20 protein-coding genes are annotated in these 20,228 nt (G+C 52.4%); 12 read left to right on the top strand and 8 right to left on the bottom strand.

Annotated elements, in window-relative coordinates:
* Nucleotides 1-163: 163 nt before the first annotated feature.
* Entirely contained in the window at nucleotides 164-856 is a 693-nt protein-coding gene (locus BLX24_RS19620; protein WP_071504896.1) for a class I SAM-dependent methyltransferase, read from the bottom strand.
* Nucleotides 857-1,189: 333 nt separating this feature from the next.
* Between BLX24_RS19620 and BLX24_RS19625 the strand changes: the two genes are divergently transcribed.
* Nucleotides 1,190-1,567 (top strand): hypothetical protein, encoded by a 378-nt coding sequence (locus BLX24_RS19625; protein ID WP_071504897.1) that lies wholly within the window; start codon nucleotides 1,190-1,192, stop codon nucleotides 1,565-1,567.
* 156 nt (nucleotides 1,568-1,723) lie between these two features.
* Here BLX24_RS19625 and BLX24_RS19630 read toward each other — a convergent pair whose 3' ends face one another.
* The gene (locus tag BLX24_RS19630) at nucleotides 1,724-2,512 is read right to left on the bottom strand and encodes a glucose 1-dehydrogenase (protein ID WP_071504898.1); all 789 of its coding nucleotides are present in this window, start codon (nucleotides 2,510-2,512) and stop codon (nucleotides 1,724-1,726) included.
* A 334-nt stretch (nucleotides 2,513-2,846) separates the two neighbouring features.
* Between BLX24_RS19630 and BLX24_RS19635 the strand changes: the two genes are divergently transcribed.
* Nucleotides 2,847-4,529: a sodium:solute symporter family protein gene (locus tag BLX24_RS19635; RefSeq protein ID WP_071504899.1), complete on the top strand. Its 1,683-nt coding sequence runs from the start codon at nucleotides 2,847-2,849 to the stop codon at nucleotides 4,527-4,529.
* Between the two features lie 52 nt (nucleotides 4,530-4,581).
* Here the strand turns inward: BLX24_RS19635 and BLX24_RS19640 are convergent, their stop codons facing one another.
* A complete protein-coding gene (locus BLX24_RS19640; RefSeq protein ID WP_071504900.1) occupies nucleotides 4,582-5,475 on the bottom strand; it encodes a DUF2911 domain-containing protein in 894 nt (297 codons plus the stop codon).
* A gap of 143 nt (nucleotides 5,476-5,618) precedes the next feature.
* Between BLX24_RS19640 and BLX24_RS19645 the strand changes: the two genes are divergently transcribed.
* Complete coding sequence (locus BLX24_RS19645; RefSeq protein ID WP_071504901.1) at nucleotides 5,619-6,155, top strand: NUDIX hydrolase; 537 nt, start codon at nucleotides 5,619-5,621, stop codon at nucleotides 6,153-6,155.
* Between the two features lie 82 nt (nucleotides 6,156-6,237).
* On the top strand, nucleotides 6,238-6,657 hold the full coding sequence (locus BLX24_RS19650) for a hypothetical protein (protein WP_071504902.1): 420 nt from the start codon (nucleotides 6,238-6,240) through the stop codon (nucleotides 6,655-6,657).
* Here BLX24_RS19650 and BLX24_RS19655 read toward each other — a convergent pair.
* The gene (locus tag BLX24_RS19655; RefSeq protein ID WP_071504903.1) at nucleotides 6,654-7,184 is read right to left on the bottom strand and encodes an O-acetyl-ADP-ribose deacetylase; all 531 of its coding nucleotides are present in this window, start codon (nucleotides 7,182-7,184) and stop codon (nucleotides 6,654-6,656) included. The two genes, BLX24_RS19650 and BLX24_RS19655, sit on opposite strands and share 4 nt — an antisense overlap.
* Nucleotides 7,185-7,298: 114 nt before the next feature.
* On the opposite strand from BLX24_RS19655, the gene BLX24_RS19660 reads away from it, so the two are divergent.
* The 4 genes from BLX24_RS19660 to BLX24_RS19675 are packed head-to-tail and all read left to right on the top strand — an operon-like array spanning nucleotide 7,299 to nucleotide 9,756.
* The gene (locus tag BLX24_RS19660) at nucleotides 7,299-7,712 is read left to right on the top strand and encodes a hypothetical protein (RefSeq protein ID WP_071504904.1); all 414 of its coding nucleotides are present in this window, start codon (nucleotides 7,299-7,301) and stop codon (nucleotides 7,710-7,712) included.
* Nucleotides 7,709-8,134: a hypothetical protein gene (locus BLX24_RS19665; RefSeq protein ID WP_071504905.1), complete on the top strand. Its 426-nt coding sequence runs from the start codon at nucleotides 7,709-7,711 to the stop codon at nucleotides 8,132-8,134. Before BLX24_RS19660 ends, BLX24_RS19665 begins: the two co-directional genes overlap by 4 nt.
* 60 nt (nucleotides 8,135-8,194) lie before the next feature.
* Complete coding sequence (locus tag BLX24_RS19670) at nucleotides 8,195-9,172, top strand: winged helix-turn-helix domain-containing protein (RefSeq protein WP_071504906.1); 978 nt, start codon at nucleotides 8,195-8,197, stop codon at nucleotides 9,170-9,172.
* Nucleotides 9,173-9,189: 17 nt separating this feature from the next.
* Nucleotides 9,190-9,756 (top strand): pentapeptide repeat-containing protein, encoded by a 567-nt coding sequence (locus BLX24_RS19675; protein ID WP_071504907.1) that lies wholly within the window; start codon nucleotides 9,190-9,192, stop codon nucleotides 9,754-9,756.
* Between the two features lie 3 nt (nucleotides 9,757-9,759).
* On the opposite strand, the gene BLX24_RS19680 is transcribed toward BLX24_RS19675, so the two are convergent.
* Nucleotides 9,760-11,418, bottom strand: a complete 1,659-nt coding sequence (locus tag BLX24_RS19680; protein ID WP_071504908.1) for a S8 family peptidase — start codon at nucleotides 11,416-11,418, stop codon at nucleotides 9,760-9,762.
* Complete coding sequence (locus BLX24_RS19685; protein WP_071504909.1) at nucleotides 11,405-12,100, bottom strand: hypothetical protein; 696 nt, start codon at nucleotides 12,098-12,100, stop codon at nucleotides 11,405-11,407. The genes BLX24_RS19680 and BLX24_RS19685 overlap by 14 nt, the downstream gene beginning before the upstream one ends.
* 187 nt (nucleotides 12,101-12,287) lie before the next feature.
* Here BLX24_RS19685 and BLX24_RS19690 point away from each other — a divergent pair, with 187 nt between their 5' ends.
* Together BLX24_RS19690 and BLX24_RS19695 are read left to right on the top strand one after the other, a co-directional pair.
* Nucleotides 12,288-13,076 (top strand): DUF3050 domain-containing protein, encoded by a 789-nt coding sequence (locus BLX24_RS19690; protein ID WP_071504910.1) that lies wholly within the window; start codon nucleotides 12,288-12,290, stop codon nucleotides 13,074-13,076.
* Between the two features lie 112 nt (nucleotides 13,077-13,188).
* Entirely contained in the window at nucleotides 13,189-13,635 is a 447-nt protein-coding gene (locus BLX24_RS19695) for a (4Fe-4S)-binding protein (protein WP_071504911.1), read from the top strand.
* On the opposite strand, the gene BLX24_RS19700 is transcribed toward BLX24_RS19695, so the two are convergent.
* On the bottom strand, nucleotides 13,632-14,132 hold the full coding sequence (locus BLX24_RS19700; RefSeq protein ID WP_071504912.1) for a peptide deformylase: 501 nt from the start codon (nucleotides 14,130-14,132) through the stop codon (nucleotides 13,632-13,634). The two genes, BLX24_RS19695 and BLX24_RS19700, sit on opposite strands and share 4 nt — an antisense overlap.
* A 137-nt stretch (nucleotides 14,133-14,269) precedes the next feature.
* Between BLX24_RS19700 and BLX24_RS19705 the strand changes: the two genes are divergently transcribed.
* Nucleotides 14,270-15,232, top strand: a complete 963-nt coding sequence (locus tag BLX24_RS19705) for a fasciclin domain-containing protein (protein WP_071504913.1) — start codon at nucleotides 14,270-14,272, stop codon at nucleotides 15,230-15,232.
* A 228-nt stretch (nucleotides 15,233-15,460) separates the two neighbouring features.
* Complete coding sequence (gene polA, locus BLX24_RS19710; protein ID WP_071504914.1) at nucleotides 15,461-18,445, top strand: DNA polymerase I; 2,985 nt, start codon at nucleotides 15,461-15,463, stop codon at nucleotides 18,443-18,445.
* A 231-nt stretch (nucleotides 18,446-18,676) separates the two neighbouring features.
* Here polA and BLX24_RS19715 read toward each other — a convergent pair whose 3' ends face one another.
* Complete coding sequence (locus BLX24_RS19715) at nucleotides 18,677-19,969, bottom strand: DUF5690 family protein (protein ID WP_071504915.1); 1,293 nt, start codon at nucleotides 19,967-19,969, stop codon at nucleotides 18,677-18,679.
* Nucleotides 19,970-20,228: the final 259 nt, after the last annotated feature.

The raw sequence follows: 20,228 nt of genomic DNA on the forward strand, positions 1-20,228 counted from the left end.
CCCAAAAATCCGGTTAGTCCGGGGTTTTCCGGGAGGCCAATGCTTGATAGTCATGCCTGTTGGCTATCCCATCGTTGGCAATGCGCTCAGCAGGAACAGAAACAGCAGAGATATTTTTTTGAAAAAGTCCATCTTCATCGTCGGTAAATCAGAACGTAATTCGTTAAAAAGCGGAAGCGGCCATACTGTAGGCATTCGAGGTTTGCTGTTCCAGATTATATAACTTCTTCATTACAAAGCCATGCTCAATCAGGAACGATAAACCATACTTGCGTACCATTCCATGATTGGGTAATACCGGGCTTTCTACGTGCCGGATAGCATAATTAGTAAAATAGCGGCTTACTTCTGTCGGATCGATGCTGAAGGGAGGCGTTTCCATTGACGGAGCATATTCCAGCGTGTTCAGGAAGTAGGTAGTACCAGGGTGGGTCAGTTCTTCCAGCTTTTGCAGGTATGTCAAGCGCATTGGTCGGGGAAGAGCAACCAGCGACGCACGGTCATACACCAGATCAAGGCTGCCCGTGTCTTCGGCGGTCAGCGCAAAGAAATCACCGCAGATAATGGTCAGATTACCGGAGTTGAACCGGTTGCCGCAACGCTGGTACGGAATGTCATTTTCCTGAAAAAACTGTAGTACCGCTTTTTCTACGAGTTCTACGCCGATAACCTTTCTGGCAAATTGGCTGAAATAGAGCAGATCAAGCGTTTTACCACACAGTGGTATCAGGACAGTTTTGCCCGCTAAGGTTGATGGCGGAAGATGCTGTAACAGATAAGGATGGATGTCCCGCCGGTGAAAACTCGTATACTGCCCTTCTAATTCCCATGATTTGACCCAGAATTGTGCTTCCATTAGTGCGTTGTCTTTTGATTTTGCGTAGTTGTTTGGATAACACAAAGGTCTTATAGATCAGGGAGTTTGTTGGCAGGAGAAGTACGGGATTTGAAAAACGGGGATTTTTACGCAGCCCTGCCCGGTAGGCAAGGGATTATACGCAGAGAGATAGAGAGCATCCATGGCTACCGATCAGTACATCAAAACGACTATACCGCGTAATGCAATTGAATAATTGACGTAATTTTTTTTACTTTTTTTATTGTCTGTAATTGAGACAATAAAAAGAACTCATTTATATTTGCTTGCTGATCATACATATTCATGTTTCACGCGTAAACATTTGCTGCCATGAAAAAACTTACCTTATTCCTGTTCATGATGCTGGTTACCACGCTGGGTTATGCACAAACAACATCTACGCCACCGACCGACTTTTTCGCCGGTAAATGGGAGATCTCTGTGGCCGGTACCCCTATGGGTGATGTAAAGCTTGTTACGGACCTGGTGCGTAAAAACAGTGTATTGACCGGCGAGTTGTCGGATCCGGCGGATACTACCAAACAGAAAAGGCCAATTACGAAAGTGGAAGAGAAAGGGGATAAACTGATCATTTACTTTGAGTCATCGCAGGCAGGTGAACTGGCCATCGATTTAAACAAGGTTGATGAAAACATGCTGAAAGGCACCGTTTATAACTTCGAGGCCATTGCCAAACGTATAAAATAACTGTCGGAAAGGCAGTTGATGGAAAAGAGCCCTGCTTTACCTTAATGTGGAACAGGTGCTGACCTGACTCAGAAAAGATAAAGTCGCTGCGGAGACAGCATACCTGCTTTTGTGTGAACGCGTCAACCGGCAGATCCGCCGGTTGACGCGTTTGTTTTAAATCACCGTTCCGCCATCGGCGTAGAACAAACTGCCGGTGCAGTACGATGACGCTTCAGAAGCCAGAAACAGGGCCAGCGGGCTGATTTCGTCAGTGGTGCCCATCCGGGCAATTGGCAGCCGCTTCGTAAAATGGTTCAGGATTTTGTCGTCCTGCCAGAGCGCCTGCGAAAATTTGGTTTTGATCAGGCCCGGACAGATCGCATTGACCCGGATGCCGTCGGGACCCCATTCCTTGGCCAGAACCTTGGTCAGCATATTGAGCGAGGCCTTGCTGACACTGTACATGCCGAGACCCGGATCAGGGGTATGGCCGGCAATGCTGCTCATCATGATAATGCTGCCACCCCCGCGCTGTTTCATGATCGGATGTACCAGCTTGCTCAGCTCAAACGGGGCCTTTACATTGGCCTGCATAATTTTGTCAAAAGCCGATCCGTCGCAGTCGAGCGACGGGCCGAATACCGGGTTCGTGGCCGCGTTATTGACCAGAATGTCGATGCCGCCGTACACCGAAACGGTTTTGTCGACCAGTGCTTTCAACTGATCCATGTCGCCAACGTGGGCCGCCATACCGGTTGCGTCACCGCCTTGGGCAACAATATCGGCCGCCAGTGAGTCGCAGGCATCCTGCTTGCGGCTGCTGACGACAACTTTCGCGCCGAACTGAGCAAACGTACGGGCCATATCTTCGCCGATGCCTTTGCTGGCACCCGTAATGACGGCCACCTTACCGGTCAGATCAAACATCTTTTTTTCGGGTGATGCTAAGGGTTGTGTTTCCATAAAAGGGCAATATGTTTACCTGCAAACTATCATATAAATCGGCGAATTCAAAGGAGACCGGCTAATCCCGATAGCAGATAGGGCATTAACATTTCTGTTAACAAAATAACCTGCAATAAAGCAGCCGGCGGGTAGTTGGTATAGAAGTTGATACCTGAAATTTTACCTAATTTCGTCATCTCAACCTGGCCATGTGCCTACACTAGCCCTTTATGAACGGAAAAATACCTGATTTACCTCCCTTCGTCAGCTCCTGGAAACAATTATACGCCATCGTTATCGGGGCGCTCGTGGTCGAAATCGTTTTGTTTTACTACTTAATGATTAGTTTTTCATGAGCGGACTGGATTGGGGTATACTGATCGTAACATTAGCCAGCATTATCTTTTACGGGTTATACCGTAGCCGCGGCAACCGCAACATGGACGATTACCTGCTGGCCGGACAGTCGTTGCCGTGGTACCACGTTTGCCTGTCCGTAATGGCCACCCAGGCCAGCGCTGTAACCTTTTTGTCGGCGCCCGGGCAGGGCTATGCCGACGGAATGCGGTTTGTACAGTTTTATTTCGGATTGCCGCTGGCGATGGTCGTTCTGTCGGTTACTTTCGTGCCGATTTTTCACCGGCTGCGGGTCTTCACAGCCTACGAATACCTTGAGGAACGTTTCGACGGCCGCGTCCGGATCCTGACATCGCTGCTTTTTCTGCTTCAGCGCGGCTTGTCTACCGGACTCTCTATCTATGCGCCGGCCATTATTCTGTCAACTATCTTAGGGTGGAACATCTATTGGACGAACCTGATTATGGGGGGGCTGGTACTGATCTACACGGTGACGGGTGGCACCAAAGCCATTTCCTACACCCACATCCAGCAGATGCTGATCGTAACGCTGGCCATGGGGCTGGCGGGCTATATGACCGTACATCTGCTTCCGGAGCGTGTCGGGTTCACCGATGCCCTGAAAGTGGCAGGCAAAGCGGGACGGATGAACCTGATCGACCTTAAATTTGACCCCAACAGCCGGTACAATCTCTGGTCCGGGCTGATCGGAGGCTTTTTTCTGCAGCTGTCTTATTTCGGAACGGATCAGTCGCAGGTAGGACGTTATCTGACGGGCCATTCGGTGGGGCAAAGCCGGTTAGGCCTGTTGATGAATGGCCTGCTCAAAGTACCGATGCAGTTTCTGATTCTGATGGTCGGGGTATTGGTTTTCAGTTTTTACCAGTTCCACGAATCGCCCATTTTCTTTAACAAGCAGGAGACGGAAAAGCTGAAAAACAGCCAGTATGCTACCCGGTACCAGCTACTTGAGATCCGCCACCAGTTGCTGGCCAAAGAACGGCAGAAAAACGTGGTGATGCTGGAAACCGCGATGGACGGGGATAATGAAGAAGCCGTGGCTGAGGCCACAAAAGGTCTGAAAGAGACGGATGAGGCCATTAAAGCCGTGAAAACCAGCGTCGTTGATCTGATTAAGGAGAACAATCCGGCCGCCGATACCAGCGATGTCAACTATGTTTTCCTGCGGTTTGTGCTCGACTATCTGCCGCATGGCCTGATTGGGCTGCTGATTGCGGTCATTTTCAGTGCCTCGATGGGGTCTATTGCCGCCGCCTATAACTCGCTGGCTTCTACGTCGATTGTCGATATTTATAAGCGTCGTATGCATACCGGCGGTGATGACCGGCATTATCTCAACGCGTCTAAATGGGCCACCGTTGGCTGGGGAATTTTCTGTATCATCGTGGCCCAGTTTGCCAATCGCTTCGGCAGCATGATTGAAGCGGTGAATATTCTCGGGTCCCTGTTTTATGGGGTCATTCTGGGCATCTTTGTGGTTGCCTTCTACATGAAAAGCATCGGCGGTAAGGCAACGTTCTGGGCGGCTATTATCGGTGAAATCCTGGTTGTCTACTGCTACCTGATCGATCTGACGGCCTTTCTCTGGCTCAATGCCATTGGCTGCCTGCTGGTTATGGGCTTTGCCTGGATCCTTCAGCGGGTGTTCCGCTCCTGAATAAAAAACGCCCCGACCATTGGCCGGGGCGTTTTCGCATTATACCTATCAATTATTTTTTCTTTGTCTTGCCTTTGAGTGCCGTTGGGACAGGAATTTTAGACTGGTAGTCAGTCACGGCCTTGGCAATGGCGTCTTTAAAGAACGGGAACGCACCGTCGTTGGTGCTTTCGCCGATGCTCAGGGCTTTCTGCGCCAGTGGCAGGGCCTCCGTGAATTTTCCCATTTTCGCCAGAATCTGCGACTTGATCCACAGGTTGCGGTAGGTTTCTTTCAGCCCGATTGATTTGTCAGCCCATGCCAGTGCCTGGTCAAGGCGGGTGCCTTTCGACAGGTTATAGTTGGCTGCTGCCTGTAATACGGCCGCGTCTTCCGGTTTGTCGGCAACGGCTTTCAGTACATTCGCCGCCGCATTGGCATTCACATCCACGTACATTTTCGCGGTTGCCTTGGCCGGACCAAACATGATATTCATGTTAGCCGTGCTGTCGGTCAGATCGCTGAAACTGATGGTAAAGGTCTCGTGATTGCTGCCGGTTGTTGGCTTCACGTTGACCCGCAGTACATCTTCTTCCTGTTTGTAGCTGTCTTCTGTAACGCTCAGGTTTTTGTTGAAGATGATGGTCCATTCGCTGGCATTCGGAATCGACATGATAGAATAAGTACCGGCAGCCAGTTTCTGACCTTCAACCACGACATCCGTTGTTGTCTGGAAAGTTGTGGCGCCGTTGGCACCTGTGCGCCATACTTTACCGGCCGGAACAAATGTTCCGGTAAACGGGGTGCGGCCTTTCAGGCTCGGACGGGAATATTTTACCGTAAAATCAGTAGTACCTACGGTCTGGATGATGGTTGCGCCGGGGCTCGGTTGAGGGAGACGGATCTGAGCAGTAGCCAATTGTGCAACAAGACACAGGGCAACCGCATTCAGGATGACTTTACGCATTGGAGTTGGTTGTTTAGGGATTGTTAAATGTGAAGGCGAAATTGCGGCTTTTTAGGCAAAAAAAATATAGCCGATAGACTTTTGACCATTTCGTTTTTGTTAACGCCTTGTTAACGGAGTCTCCGGTTTCTGATTAAATACCTATGCATCGCGAACCATTACTGACGCTGCTGCGTCATTATGAGCCGTTTGACGAAAATGAACGGGCTATGTGGCAGGAGACCCTGTCATTTGTTGAACAACATCCTGATTGCTTCGAACGGTCGCTGCTGACCGGACATGTGACGGGTTCGGCCTGGATTGTGTCGCCGGACCGGAGCCAGGCGGTGTTGATCCATCACCGGAAACTGGACCGCTGGTTTCAGCCGGGCGGACACTGCGACGGTGACCCGGACGTGGCGGCCGTGGCGATGAAAGAAGCCGGCGAAGAAACCGGGCTGCGGTCAATCCGGCTGGTGTCACCGGCCATTTTCGATATTGATGTGCACCCGATTCCGGCCAAAGGGGCAGTGCCGGCACACCTGCATTATGATATCCGTTTCCTGCTCGAAGCCGATCCTGACGAAGCCTTTCAGGACTCCGACGAAACCAATGATGTTAAATGGGTTAAATTCGGGGAAATGGCTGATTTCACTGATTCAGAATCCATTTTACGCATGATTCGTAAGAAAAATAGCTAAAACTATAAACATAGTAGGTGTTTTTATGGTTAATATTGTGTAAAAGTGCTTTTGCACGCTGTACAACAAAACCATAGAAAAAATGAATCATGTTATCAACAACGCGTCGTCTGCCCGGCGGCGGGGGCTGTTGTGCGCATTGATTTTGGGACTGATCGTAGCAGGGCCGGCCTTATCTCAGGACGCAAAACTGAAGCGGGACGTTACTTACTCGACGCACAATTATAAGCACCCCAACAAGGCGCAGGTAGCCCGCAAATGGGAGCAAAGCCCGACTGTCCGGACGTCGGATTTCGACGAACGGCAGGTCGTGAACGGCGATTATAAAAAGCCGGCTACCGTTATCACCCAACAGCCAACGCCTCAGATTGCCTTTGAGGTGAAGCCAGACCGTGAGATCAACCGGAATTATAAAGCAAGCATGGCCACACAGTTTGCCGGCCGCAAAAAAAAGCGGGAAAATACGGAGAATGAGCCTGTACCGGCCGACGGCGGAAACTAAACAATGGTTTCCGGATTGATCCGGTCATTATAAAGCCGGAACGATTCTTCATCAAAACACACAAAAATTACCTCCTTCAGCGGAGTGTCATTCTGCAGAAAGCCTGTGACTGTCGAAATCGCGACATCGCAGGCTTTCTCTTTTGGGTAACCGTAGATGCCCGTACTGATACCGGGAAAAGCAATCGTCTCCAGCGCTTTTTCCGACGCAACGGCCAGGGATCGGGTATAGCAACTACCCAGTAACTTCGGCTCGTCGTGATGACCACCCCGCCACACCGGACCGACCGTATGGATAACGTATGACGCCGGTAGCCGGTACCCTTTGGTCAGTTTGGCCTCTCCGGTTTTGCAGCCATGCAGCAACCGGCATTCGTGCAGTAGTTCCGGTCCTGCCGCCCGATGAATCGCCCCGTCTACACCGCCCCCGCCGAGCAGGCTTGAATTAGCCGCATTAACGATGGCATCTGTCTGCATTTTAGTGATGTCTCCGATAATGGCGGTTAATTTTGTTTTGTTAATGAGCATATAATGAGGTGATTAGAAAGTTTTACGCGTCTGTTTACAAACTTTTACAATTGTTTTCCGCCACTCAACAGGCAGTAAGATACATTTGCTTCAGAACAAAACGTACACAATAACATGAACACAGCAACGTACTTTTTATCCCTGGTACTTTATTATCTGGCCAGTTTAACCGGTAATCCGGGCACAAGCCGGTTTCAGCATTGCGCGGCTGCCTTTCTGGGGTCGGGTATGATCGTGAATGAATACACGCCATCCGGCAAATGCTCCGTTACCATGAAGGCGACCGGTGATTTATCCGTGCAGACCGTGGACCTGGGCCGCGCTGGTGCCAAAGCTGTCGAACCGATTGCCTTCCGGATTGCGATCCGCGATAAGGATACGAAAACGCTGCTGAGCTTTTCGGGCGAGGCGATGAAAAAAATTGCGATTGAAAAAGTACTGGCCCGCTGCAAAAAAGGAGATGCCATTATCCTGCTCACAACCGACGAAACCTACGCTTTACCCCATAACGAAATCCAGGTACAATGAAAACGACTGTCTTTACCCTCGCACTTTGTCTGGCTGTATCTACCGCCACGCTGGCACAGTCTGCCAGCTTTTTCAATAACCCGATTCAACTGAACGGCTACCCGCTGGACTACAGTAATTTTACGCTGCTGTCGCGTGGCGTCATGACGCTTGTTGACCCGGGAGGAAGCTCCGAAAAGGGCAAACAGGTACCGTTCCGTGTTTATCTGCGCCGGAAAGGTGTCGTAATTACCGAAGGTGGCATGAGCGACAAAACCGAATACCGGAACGTCCCGATTCATCAGATTTTGTCGAAGGCGCTCCCGGGCGATGAGCTGGTCATCGATCCGTTGTATCGTAACGACCGCATCAACCGGCAGGTCATTACCCTGCGTATGTTTTCCTGGTTGCTGTTCCGTGGCGTACGCGGCGATGGCTGTTAAAGTCATCAATTCTTCGTACCTTCCCGAACCGGAATTCCGGTTCGGGAAGGTTTTGTTCGTATGAGTATATCCATATTCAGCACATACAGGAATACGCTGCTAATCATCGTAATCTTCATCATCGGCGGGCTGTTTGTCCAGTTTTCCGGTTCCGGGATCAGCATGCCGGTAACGGAGCAACAGGCTTTTGCCCAACAGGTGAATCTGGCTATGCGCCGGACAGCCCACCAACTGCTGACAATGGCCGGCGATAAGACCACCCGCATTGAAGCGGTAAAGCAGCTGGATAAGGAAACGTTTCAGCTGCGGATGATCCGCAATTTTAACTACGATAAGCTACCCGCCATCCTGTCTGAATCCCTGAAACAGCATAACATTACGTCAGATTACGACGTGGCCGTATTCGACTGCAAGCTGGGTGAATTACAGCTGGGCTATTCGATCCGCGATCTGGACCCGGATGCAGCGGTTCCGTGCGGAGGCCGTTCGCAGGAGGCAGGATGCTATGTTGTTCAGGTACGGTTCAGGCCTGTTGACGCTCCCGATACCCCCTCAAATAATGGGGTTCTGGTTGGATTAGCCGGTGTAGTGGTGGCATTGGTTCTGGTGGTCTATGCCCGTAAGAAGCCGGTAGAGCCCCTGACTAACACATTGCCGGAAACGGAGCCCAAAAAGAGTGCCGCGCCGGAAGAACCGCAATGGCAGTTATTCGGCGAATCGCGTTTGCACGTGCAGAATCCGATTCTGGTGGCTGGCGATAACCAATATGAGCTGACCTACCGCGAGGCCAAACTGCTGCGGCTGTTTGTTGCTCATCCGCAGCAGGTTCTCGACCGTGAACTGATTCTGAAAGCGGTCTGGCAGGATGAAGGAGTCGTTGTTGGCCGGAGCATTGATGTCTTTGTTTCACGGCTGCGTAAGCTGTTGCAGGGCGACCCGACGCTTCGGATTGCGGCGGTGCATGGCATTGGTTACCGGTTAGAAATCCGGAAACCGGAAGACTACCCTGACGGGGATTTATCTAACTTCACGGCCTGAACATCTCTTCCGGCCTTATGGAATATTACCAGCAGTTTTTTGAAAATACAGATGACCTGCCTGTCTTTCTGGCGGGGCATGACTTTGAGCAGTGCACGTTCCGCAAACTTGATCTGACCGGATGTAATCTCTCCGGGGCCAATTTCGTCAATTGCCGTTTTGACGCATGCAACCTGAATAAGGTGGAGATGAAGCAGACCAAACTGCTGGATGTGGTCTTTGTTGCATCTACCCTGAACCATGTCGATTTCGGGAAATGCAACGCATTTGGCTTTCATGTCAGCTTTGCGGAATGTCAGCTTGACTACACGGTCTTTCTGGGCCGGAACATGAAAAAAGCCCGTTTTGACGAATGCTCCCTCAAAGAGGCGCATTTCCTGCAATGCGATCTGACCGGTGCTGTTTTTAAAACCTGCAACCTCGAACTGGCAAAATTCGCGGAAAATAACCTGACGCAGGCTGACTTCTCTACATCCTATAACCTGCGTCTGGATCCCGATGATAACAAACTGAAAAAAGCCCGCTTCTCGCTTTACAATCTGCCCGGCCTGCTGGTTAAATACGATCTGGTAATCAAAGAGTAACGCTTAGGGTTTCAGCAGCCGCAACGTTTGCTTCTGATCACCGTCGAGCAGCGACAGGTAGTAGATACCGGTTGGCAGGCCCATCACCTGCTGGGGCAGGGTAAGGGTCATACGGCTGTCGGGTTTGGCCTGTGAACGCCAGACAGCGCGGCCGGCCGCATCGGTTAAGGTCAGGTCAATGGTAGCGTTTTTGGCGGGGTTGGGCCATAAAATGGTGATCGTTCCATCACTGCCTACCGGATTCGGAGCAATCGTAAACCGGTCGACCGGCAAGGCCAGCAAAGTGGCCCGGCTGAAGTTCGGGATGCCGTAGCCGAGCGAGGCATCGGGGGTGGTATACCGGGAGCCTGACTCGCGGATAAGCCGTACGACATCGGTAGCTTTGAGCGTTGGGTTGGCCTGCCAGAAACCGGCTACGAGTCCGGCAACCAGCGGGCCGGAATAGGAGGTACCTGAGCCGGCCCCGATAACGCCCGTGGGCAGGCCGATAATGGTGCCGAGCCCGAATGCAGCCACATCAGGCTTTACCCGTCCGTCAGCAGACGGGCCAAAGGAACTGAAGGCCGCCCGCACGCCATAGGCATCTACTGCCCCAATCGCCAGCACACCGGCGGCATCCGAGGGGGCGCTGATATACCGCCAGGGATCGTTCCCCTCATTACCGGCAGATACCACAATGACCATTCCGGTTTCCGACGCAATCTGTGCCGCGCGGGTCGACAGGGCTGTTTTACCGTTCAGCTGCGCATAGGTGTAGCTGGTGGAGTAATCATCAAACTGTGTATAGCCCAGCGAAGAACTCAGGACATCCGCACCGGTACTGTCGGCAAATTCGGCACCAAGCAGCCAGTTCGCTTCTTCAATTTGTGTTTCATACCGTACGTCCTCCGTTTCGATCAGGACATACGAGGCGTTGAATGCGGCTCCATACAGCAGACTGTCTGAGGTCGCGGCTAAAATAGAGAGCACGTTCAGGCCGTGGGCATCATCATCATAGACATTCAGCTCATTTTCGACAAAATCCTTCGTCGCCACCACGCGGTTATCGCTGAAGAGTTTCGTCAGAAACGGTACGCGGTTGGCATTCCGGAAACCGGCATCGAGCAGGGCAATCAGCATGCCTTCGCCCCGGTAACCCTGCGCATGCATTTTATCGATACCGATCTGAGTCAGCTGGGTTCGCGACAGGCCATAGGCCAGGGCATTACCGGCTGTGCCCATTTTCCGCTGCTGGACCGTACTCGTTACCGCCATCCGCGCATTTGGGTCGGCTGTGAGCGGTTGGGCCCCGGCCAGCGACCGGTTAAATTCAAGCCCTTTAACAAACGACAGGGAAAGCACCCTGGTCAGTACGGCATCGGTTGCCTCAACCAGGGCGGCATTCATCCAGCGGGATGTGTACCGGACTGTAGCACCTGCCTGTTTAAGCTGGGCTACATACGACGGGTTGACGGGCAGATCCCGTTCGACGACAGCGATGCCTTGCCGGGTCCGGCGATCAATGGCCCGCTGCGACAAAAATTCCTGCGGACGGCTGACGGCGTACGGACTGTTCGCTTTATCTTTTAAAAGAACGAGGTACTTACGGGAAACGGTGGTCTGGGCTGAAGCCGCCACACTGAACAGACACAAACAAAAAAGCAGTAATTTATTCTTTCCCATAATTGATAAGCTGAAAGGTTTGTCGGATACCATAATCGATTTGGTGTTGGCCTGCGCAGTCCGGTGTTTCGGCGCAAAACGACAGGTGTGTGCTTTGCCGGTAAATAAGCCCGATTCCGGGCGCGTAAACGGCCAGTTGCCGGTGCTGCCCGACCAGTGTCGAATCATCGGCTTCTACCACGGTTATCGTTTGCGGGTATGTTTTCCCTAATACGCTGAATGGCTCACGAATGTTGCGCAAAAAAGCGGTATTGTACTCAGGATACGTAACGATTGCCGGCCACCGTTGCCCCTCAAAGATAGGAAATGACAGCACACATTTGGTTACACTGCTTTCAATTCTGTACGCTTTTACCGGCGTCCGGTAAGCCGCCCGGAGTGAGTCGGGTTGCCAGACGGCCGGTGGGCTTGTCCGCCGGTAACGATGCAGCCGGTAAGCGACGTCGCCGGTTGCATTCAGAAAAGGCTGACCGGTGAGTTCCCTGAGCTGATACGTGATGCTTTGTGGGGGCTGACTGAGCGAGTACCGTTCTTCGGTAACAAGGTAATCGGTAAAGCGGCCGGTTTCCAGCGGGAAGTAGGCGGCATCGGCCGGATCGTCAGCCATTGTCTCCGGTTGACAGGCATTGAACGTCCAGACAGAAAGTAGCAGCAGGCCGGCAGCGGCCAACGGGTGGCGCATGGGTTTTATCGTCTCTGAGGTCATATTCCCGTAGAGACGACAGGTTTGATAACAAGTCATGATTTAGCCTGGTAATCGTCTTCAGGCTACGTGCAGGATGGCGAAAGAACAGAATTACTTTCCCGGGTTTAAAACTTTTTTCCTGCACAAACCGTAGATCAAGGGTGAGTAAAACCCACGTTTTTGTATGAATAATTTGAAGAAGCTAGTTGATTCGCTGGCTCCCGTACGGGAGAAACTGATACATCACCCTGTTTATTCGGCCGTACACGATCTGGACGGATTACGGGAGTTTGCCAGATACCATGCCTTTGCGGTCTGGGATTTTATGTCGCTGCTCAAGGCATTACAGGCAAAACTGACGTGCGTGTCTGTTCCATGGGTACCGGTCGGGTCGGGACAGGTACGGTATCTGATTAATGAAATTGTGGCGGGCGAGGAGAGTGATGAAGCGCCGGCATTAGCGGGCGGGGAGCCACGGCGGATGAGCCACTACGAACTATATCTGGAGGCCATGCAGCAGATGGATGCTGACACCGGGCCGATCCGGCAACTGCTGGCGGATATTCAGTCCGGCAAAACAGTGCAGGAGGCGTTGGCCTTGCAGCACTTACCGGAAGGCGTCCGCGACTTTGTGCTGTTTACCTTTGAGATCATTGCGACCGGCAAACCGCATGTTATTGCCGCCGCCTTTACGTTTGGCCGTGAAGACCTGATTCCGGCGATGTTTATTGAAATCGTGCGGCAGCTCGACGAGACGCATCAGGCTATGCTTGGTACGTTCCGTTTTTACCTCGAACGTCATATCGAACTCGACGGTGACCATCACAGCCATCTGGCCATGCAGATGGTGGAGGAACTCTGCGGCCATGACGAGATAAAATGGCAGGAAGCCGCCGAATGGACGATTAAGGCCCTGGAAAAACGGGTAACGTTGTGGGACGCCGTCGTAGAACGTGTCAGTGTGGATGCCTGAATTGCACGTTACGAAAGATTCTCTTAAGTTTACCCCACTGGCCACCAGTGGGGTATTTTTTTACAGTTTACCCGCCTGAGCCGGTGTTTACAAAGCTAACAGACGGGACGTTATGAACGAGCAGCAACCTGAGATCGTAAAGGAGTATACTAACGGGGAGATTACAGTGGTCTGGAAACCGGCAACCTGCATTCACTCAAAACACTGCTGGACGGAGCTCCGGACCGTATTTAACCCGAAAGACCGGCCGTGGGTGCACATGGATGGCAGTACCACCAACCGGATCATTGAGCAGGTAGACCGTTGTCCGTCGAAAGCCCTGACCTATTACCGCAACGAAACCGGTCAGCCCGAAGCGGCTGAACCGGAAGTCACGGTAGAAAACATCATTGAACCACTGGCCAACGGGCCGTTGCTGGTGTATGGCAATGTGCTGGTTAAAAATACCGATGGCACCGAAACCCGTTGTACGGAAGTCACGGCGTTCTGCCGGTGTGGGGGCAGCGCCAACAAGCCTTACTGCGACGGTACCCACGTAAAAATCGGCTTCAGTGCCTAAACCGGTGCGGGGGTTGGCCGCCACATAAAGGATTTTTCATCGATAGCCCGCATGGTACACAGAATACCGTCGAGGTGATCGACTTCATGTTGCAGCAGCTCCGAGAGGTCGTCGGTGAGCGTCCACGACTGCGGTTGCCAGTGTTCATCCATGTAGTTAATCGTAACGCTCCGGTGCCGCCGCACCCTGACCAGCAGGTTGGGAAAACTCATGCAGTCGTCCCAAAGCTCGAAGACGTCTGCGCTTTCGTCCGAAAAGACAGGGTTGATGAACACGACGGGTTTGTCGATGTGCATGTAAACAACCCGCTTCATGTACCCCAGCTGCGGAGCCGCAATGGCCCGTCCGGCCTTATACACGTCCCGGAACTCCATAAGTACCTGATGCAGGTCGGCCACCATTTGGGCGACTGCCGGTAATTCAGCTTCGGTAACCGGAGCGCAGACTTCATATAAGCGGGGATCACCCAATAAAACCAGATCAGATAAGTGCTTCATTCACAAAGGGTAATAAAATTTTTATAGGTATTAATGAAAAAAGTGTAAACAAAAAAAATGAACACTCCGTTGAAACGAACATTCCGGCAAGTATCCGGAGAGTGAATAAATTGTTCAACGTTTTACGGATTAATTTAATGAAAACTACAAAAAGCCTGTATCGATTCCGTGCCTTTGCATGGGCCCTACTGAGTGCTATTGCTTTTGCGACAGTAAGTTGTTCGAAAGATGACGAGCCAGCCATGACGTCGCAGTCCATCACCGACATTGTCAACACCAATTCAGATTTTACCATTCTGCGGGCCGCCGTTCAGCGCGCCGGACTGGGCACGGCGCTTCAATCGGGTAGCCTGACCGTGTTTGCGCCAACCGATGCGGCGTTTCAGGCGGCGGGTTTTGCGGATGCAGCGGCGATCAATGCCGTGGCCGATACCACGCTCCGGAATATCCTGCAATATCACGTTGTGGGATCAAAGGTAGAATCGTCGGCGATTAATTTTGGTAATAATGCAGCAGTCAACTCATTACTTACTAATAATGGTACGTTGTATGTAACAAAAGACAACTCCGGTGTGTCCGTCAACGGTGCCCGCGTAACGCAGGCCGATGTAATGGCCTCTAACGGTGTCGTTCATGTGATTGATAAAGTATTGATGCCGCCAACCGGCAATCTGGTACAGGTGATTACGAGTCAGCCGCAAAACTTCAGTCTGCTGGCGGCGGCGGCCACACGGGCCGGTACCGCTTTATTAACCGCCCTGAGCAGCTCAACCGCAGCGGTAACGGTATTCGCCCCAACCAATGCAGCTTTTCTGGCGGCGGGTCTGGATGCTGCTGCCATTCAGCAGGCAACGCCGGCCCAACTGACAACGATTCTGACCTATCATGCCGTGCCGGGCCGTGTATTCGCAACAAACCTGGCGAGTGGCACCGTTACGACCCTGCAATCAGGTACGGTAACGGTTAATGTCGGGGCCAATACCGTATCCATTCTTGGCGCAGGCAACAACGGGACAGCGGCTAATGTAACACGGGCCAACGTCATGGCAACCAACGGTGTCATTCACGTGATTGACCGGGTATTGCTACCGGCGCAGTAATTTTGCTGAGTAATAACGTTTTCTTGCGGTTGTTAGGCTATGGACCTGGCAACCGCTTGTTTTTTGCCCGGTTTTCGGTTGTTTTGCCGCTGGAATCAGGATTTTTTTAGTGTAGACAGGAGTATGGGATGAACAGGATGGAATGCAATCAGGAATCGATAAATCCTGTAATCCTGCCCAAAAAGATACCCTGCTTCTGCCAATAAAGCTGCTGCCTGTCAGATATTTATGAACCGGAAATTATTTCTCCTCGATGCGATGGCCCTCATATACCGGGCACATTTTGCATTCAATAAAAGCCCGCGTATTACCACCCGTGGCCTGAATACCAGCTGTATCTTTGGTTTTATGAACTCCCTGCTGGAAGTACTGACCAAAGAGAAGCCTACCCATATCGGCGTGGCCTTCGATACGTCGAAAAAAACGTTCCGGCATGAACAGTTTGAGCAGTACAAAGCCAACCGGCAGTCACAGCCGGAAGACATTACCGTCGCGATTCCGTATATCAAGCAGATCGTCGAAGCGATGAACATCCCGCTGTTGTGGCTGGATGGATATGAGGCCGACGATATCATCGGGACGCTCTCACAAAAAGCTTGTGCGACCGGTGAGTTTGAAACCTATATGATGACGCCCGACAAAGACTATGGGCAGCTGGTCAACGACTGTGTGTTTATCTACAAACCGGCGTTTATGGGTAAACCGGCCGAAAAGCTGGGCGTGACCGAAATTCTGGACCGCTGGCAGATCGAACGGGTCGATCAGGTGATTGATATTCTGGGGTTGATGGGCGATGCGGTCGACAACATTCCGGGAATTCCGGGCATAGGCGAAAAAACGGCGCAGAAACTGATAGCCGAGTTCGGAACGATTGAAAACCTGATTGCCGGTGCTGATAAGCTGAAAGGAAAGCAAAAGGAGAATGTCGTCAATTTTGCGCAGCAGGGCTTGCTGTCGAAACAACTGGCAACGATTCACCTCGACGTGCCGATTCCGTTTGATCCGGAAGCGCTTCAACTCAAAGAATATGACAAGCCACGTTTGTCGGCGTTAATGGACGAACTGGAGTTCCGGCAGTTAAAGGGCCGGTTGCTGGGTGCCGACTATGAGGCGGCTCCGGCGGCCAAAGCGGCAACACCGGCGAAACCGTCTGCGAAAGCGGCTCCGGCGGGGCAGATGGACCTCTTTGCACAGGTGGCCCCTACACCGTCCGGTACGCAGGACCTGCCGTTCGACTTCGGTGACAGCGATACAACTGATCAGCCGGTGCGGGTGCCGGTCGCATCGGGTGCGTCGGCTACGCCGGATCAGGTAGTAACCGAGGTGGCCAATGAGGGAGAACAGCCTGCTTTTCTGGATGTACCTTACGAAACGGAGACGCCTGAATTGTCAGACAGCCGGCAAACCATCCATACCGTCCGCCATGATTACCGGCTGGTCGATACGCCTGAACTCCGGCAGGATCTGGCCTATTACCTGAGCCTTCAGGAATCGTTCTGCTTTGATTCGGAAACCACGTCGGTCGACCCGGTCGAGGCCGATCTGGTGGGCTTGTCGTTTGCATACCGGAAGGGCGAGGCCTTCTACGTTCCGGTACCGGCCGACAAAGACGAAGCACAGGCGATTGTCGATGTATTCAAAGGTGTGTTCGAAAATCCGGCTATCCGGAAAATCGGGCAGAACCTCAAATACGACATACTGATGCTGAAAAAATACGGTGTTGAAGTACAGGGCAAACTCTTCGATACCATGCTCGCGCACTACCTGATTGAGCCGGAGCAACGCCACAACATGGACATCATGGCCATGACGTACCTGAACTACCAGCCGGTGTCGATTGAGGAACTGATTGGTAAAAAAGGACCGAAGCAGCTGACCATGCGCGATGTGGAGATGCAGAAGGTGGTGGAATACGCGGCCGAAGATGCCGATATTACGCTGCAGCTTAAGGAGACCTTTGCGCCGCTGCTCGAAAAAGACAGCCTGAACAAACTATTTGAGCAGGTCGAAATGCCGCTGGTAAATGTGCTGGCCGACATCGAGCTGGAAGGTGTCCGCGTCGATCAGAAGGCGCTGGCCGATCTGTCGGCGACACTGGATGTTGATATCCGGCAGGTGCAGCAGGAGATTTATACGATTGCAGGCAGTGAGTTCAACATCGGGTCACCGAAGCAGTTGGGCGAAATCCTGTTTGAGCGCCTGAAGCTCGACAAAAACGCCAAAAAAACGCGGACAGGCCAGTATGCGACCGGTGAAGAGATCCTCTCCAAACTGGAAGAAGAACACGAAATTGCCCGCAAGATTCTGGATTACCGCGAGCTGGTGAAACTGAAAAATACATATGTGGATGCCTTGCCGTTGCTGATCAGTAAGCGGGATGGCCGGATTCATACGTCGTTTAATCAGGCGGTGGCAGCAACGGGACGCTTAAGCTCGACCAACCCGAATTTGCAGAACATTCCGATCCGGACGCCGCGGGGTAAGGAGATCCGCAAGGCATTTGTGCCGCGTTCGGACGAATTTGTGATCATGTCGGCCGATTACTCGCAGATTGAGTTGCGGATTATGGCTGCCTTCAGTGGTGACCCGACCATGCTCGACGCGTTTAATAACGGCATTGACATTCATACGAGTACGGCCAGTAAGGTGTTTGGCGTACCGATTGCCGAGGTAACGGGCGACATGCGCCGGAAAGCCAAAACCATCAACTTCGGGATTATTTACGGCATTTCGGCCTTCGGCTTGTCGCAGCGTCTGAAAATTCCGCGGAAAGAAGCCGCCCGGATTATCGACGATTACTTCGCGCAGTTTGCCGCTGTAAAAGGGTACATGGACGAAACCATCGAAAAGGCGCGGAACTGTGGCTATGCGGAAACGATTCTGGGTCGCCGCCGGTACCTGCGCGACATCAACTCCCGCAATCAGACCGACCGGCAGTTTGCGGAGCGCAACGCCATCAACGCCCCGATTCAGGGAAGTGCGGCCGATATGCTGAAGATTGCCATGATTCAGATCCACGACTTCATGCAGGCCAACCACCTGAAATCAAAGATGATCCTGACGGTGCACGATGAATTGGTCTTTGACGCTCACCGTTCTGAACTGGATATGCTGCGCGAAAACGTCGACCATATCATGCGCAACGCTATCCCTATGGCCGTCAAAATGGAAACCGGCATCGGTACCGGCGACAACTGGCTGGAAGCGCATTAATAAACATTGATTCGAATTATGTACGGGCGACCCCGTGTGGTCGCCCTTTTTAATCAATGCAATTTATGTGCGGGCGACCCCGTGTGGTCGCCCATTTTAATCAATGCAATTTATGTGCGGTTGCCCCCGTGTGGTCGCCCATTTCCGGCAATGCAATGGGCCATTGATGCATAGTGGTGGCACGACTCAGAGTCGTGCCACCACTTTTTTAGATCGGGAGCGCGGAGCCGATCAGGCTTTTTGAAACGCCTCGTATTTGCCCCGGAAATACACATACGATCCCACCACCATAAGGGTATAAAACGCGGCCAGGACGTAGGCACCGTACAGGAAAAAGTCGTGGAAGCTGATGTTGGCCTGCCCGAAATTTTTGTACAACGATACCCCGACACTGCCTAGGTAGCCGTACCAGTCGGCCAGCGTAACCAGAAAACCCACCGTGCTGACGTAGCGGAACGTTGCCACCATCCGCTCAAAGTATAAGCCGTTGCAGGGCACATAGGCCATATATAGCCCAAGGCCCGTCAGCAGAAACCAGTTCCCCGCCGACAGATAGCCGCTCTGGTAAATCCAGGTACTGATGCCTACCAGCAGCCCACCCGCCAGGATCATGCCGTTGACCAGCGTAAATGCCTGGAAATTGTCTTTTACCCGTTGCAGACCCGCCATCAGAATCAGCACACCGACGGCGACCATCGTTTCGGTTTTGGCGAAAATCGCCGGGCTTAGCGGGCCGCCGTCACTCGTTGCGCCGGCCAGAATCTCCGGCCCGAAATTATCGCGGAAATCGCGGAAGGCGGTCAGAAAGACGTACGAAATAATGAGCATCACCAGTCCCGGCCGGAAGGTCCGGATAAAGGTCCGCCGTTCGTCACTTGTCATCGGGCGTCGTTCGGTGCGGAGGGCCTTATCTTCGTCGGTAGGTGGTGGCAACAAGGTAAGCGCATATACCGAAATCAGCATCGGCAGTACAAACAGCGAACCTGTCACGAACGGGAGCCAGAACTCGGTAACGCCCCAGCTGGTTTTGATGGTCAGCGCGACGGTTTTCACAAAGCCGGAGGCAAAGATGAACGACGCCGTCAGGCCCGCCACCAGCGCATCGGTCTGCTTGCGGCCTTCCAGAAAGCCTAATACGACACCGTAAACCATGCCGAGAGGCAGGCCGTTGAGGTACAGAAACGGAATATTGTAGGGAGCAGGCACCAGCGCAAACCCAAGCAGCGCCAGCAGGGCGATACCGACAAACAGCAACAGGTTCATGGCCCGTTTGGCCGGCGACATCTCCGATACAATTTTGATTCCCAGACCTTTTGACGAAGCATAACCGAGGATCTGGGCCGTAATCAGCCAGATTTTATAACTAACGCCTGCAAATGCCATGCCTTCGAACGTAACGGCGGTGATGCCTTTGCGGAACGCATACATGCAGGCGTAGGTGCAAAACGCTGCCACAGTGCCAAAGAGCATAAAGGCCGTCGGATTCCTCAGAAAAGCAGGAGATTGAACAGGTTGGGTTACCATGAACAGGGTTGTTTGTCGGATGAGCGGCCGTACGGCCCGTTTTCAGCCCACAATATATGGATTGGATCGCAACCCGCATGCGTTATCTTTCTGTTAACGGCGTTATCTTTGGGAATTAAAGAGCGGAAGAGAGAAAGAGCGGCCGTCGCGCGGTGAAAGAGCGGCCCGCCGCTGCGGTGAAAGAGTGAATTGTGCAAGTGGCATGCCACCACTACTAACTCAGAACCCAACAGTAACCCAATAAATAACCCTGAATAAA

Source organism: Arsenicibacter rosenii (assembly GCF_001870735.1).
In the GTDB taxonomy this organism is placed as follows: Bacteria; Bacteroidota; Bacteroidia; order Cytophagales; family Spirosomataceae; genus Arsenicibacter; species Arsenicibacter rosenii.

What these genes read in the sequence shown, in the direction of transcription:
- BLX24_RS19620 (WP_071504896.1), bottom strand. Translation starts at nt 856, where the DNA reads ATGGAAGCACAATTCTGGGTCAAATCATGGGAATTAGAAGGGCAGTAT.
- BLX24_RS19625 (WP_071504897.1), top strand. Translation starts at nt 1,190, where the DNA reads ATGAAAAAACTTACCTTATTCCTGTTCATGATGCTGGTTACCACGCTG.
- BLX24_RS19630 (WP_071504898.1), bottom strand. Translation starts at nt 2,512, where the DNA reads ATGGAAACACAACCCTTAGCATCACCCGAAAAAAAGATGTTTGATCTG.
- BLX24_RS19635 (WP_071504899.1), top strand. Translation starts at nt 2,847, where the DNA reads ATGAGCGGACTGGATTGGGGTATACTGATCGTAACATTAGCCAGCATT.
- BLX24_RS19640 (WP_071504900.1), bottom strand. Translation starts at nt 5,475, where the DNA reads ATGCGTAAAGTCATCCTGAATGCGGTTGCCCTGTGTCTTGTTGCACAA.
- BLX24_RS19645 (WP_071504901.1), top strand. Translation starts at nt 5,619, where the DNA reads ATGCATCGCGAACCATTACTGACGCTGCTGCGTCATTATGAGCCGTTT.
- BLX24_RS19650 (WP_071504902.1), top strand. Translation starts at nt 6,238, where the DNA reads ATGAATCATGTTATCAACAACGCGTCGTCTGCCCGGCGGCGGGGGCTG.
- BLX24_RS19655 (WP_071504903.1), bottom strand. Translation starts at nt 7,184, where the DNA reads ATGCTCATTAACAAAACAAAATTAACCGCCATTATCGGAGACATCACT.
- BLX24_RS19660 (WP_071504904.1), top strand. Translation starts at nt 7,299, where the DNA reads ATGAACACAGCAACGTACTTTTTATCCCTGGTACTTTATTATCTGGCC.
- BLX24_RS19665 (WP_071504905.1), top strand. Translation starts at nt 7,709, where the DNA reads ATGAAAACGACTGTCTTTACCCTCGCACTTTGTCTGGCTGTATCTACC.
- BLX24_RS19670 (WP_071504906.1), top strand. Translation starts at nt 8,195, where the DNA reads ATGAGTATATCCATATTCAGCACATACAGGAATACGCTGCTAATCATC.
- BLX24_RS19675 (WP_071504907.1), top strand. Translation starts at nt 9,190, where the DNA reads ATGGAATATTACCAGCAGTTTTTTGAAAATACAGATGACCTGCCTGTC.
- BLX24_RS19680 (WP_071504908.1), bottom strand. Translation starts at nt 11,418, where the DNA reads ATGGGAAAGAATAAATTACTGCTTTTTTGTTTGTGTCTGTTCAGTGTG.
- BLX24_RS19685 (WP_071504909.1), bottom strand. Translation starts at nt 12,100, where the DNA reads ATGCGCCACCCGTTGGCCGCTGCCGGCCTGCTGCTACTTTCTGTCTGG.
- BLX24_RS19690 (WP_071504910.1), top strand. Translation starts at nt 12,288, where the DNA reads ATGAATAATTTGAAGAAGCTAGTTGATTCGCTGGCTCCCGTACGGGAG.
- BLX24_RS19695 (WP_071504911.1), top strand. Translation starts at nt 13,189, where the DNA reads ATGAACGAGCAGCAACCTGAGATCGTAAAGGAGTATACTAACGGGGAG.
- BLX24_RS19700 (WP_071504912.1), bottom strand. Translation starts at nt 14,132, where the DNA reads ATGAAGCACTTATCTGATCTGGTTTTATTGGGTGATCCCCGCTTATAT.
- BLX24_RS19705 (WP_071504913.1), top strand. Translation starts at nt 14,270, where the DNA reads ATGAAAACTACAAAAAGCCTGTATCGATTCCGTGCCTTTGCATGGGCC.
- polA (WP_071504914.1), top strand. Translation starts at nt 15,461, where the DNA reads ATGAACCGGAAATTATTTCTCCTCGATGCGATGGCCCTCATATACCGG.
- BLX24_RS19715 (WP_071504915.1), bottom strand. Translation starts at nt 19,969, where the DNA reads ATGGTAACCCAACCTGTTCAATCTCCTGCTTTTCTGAGGAATCCGACG.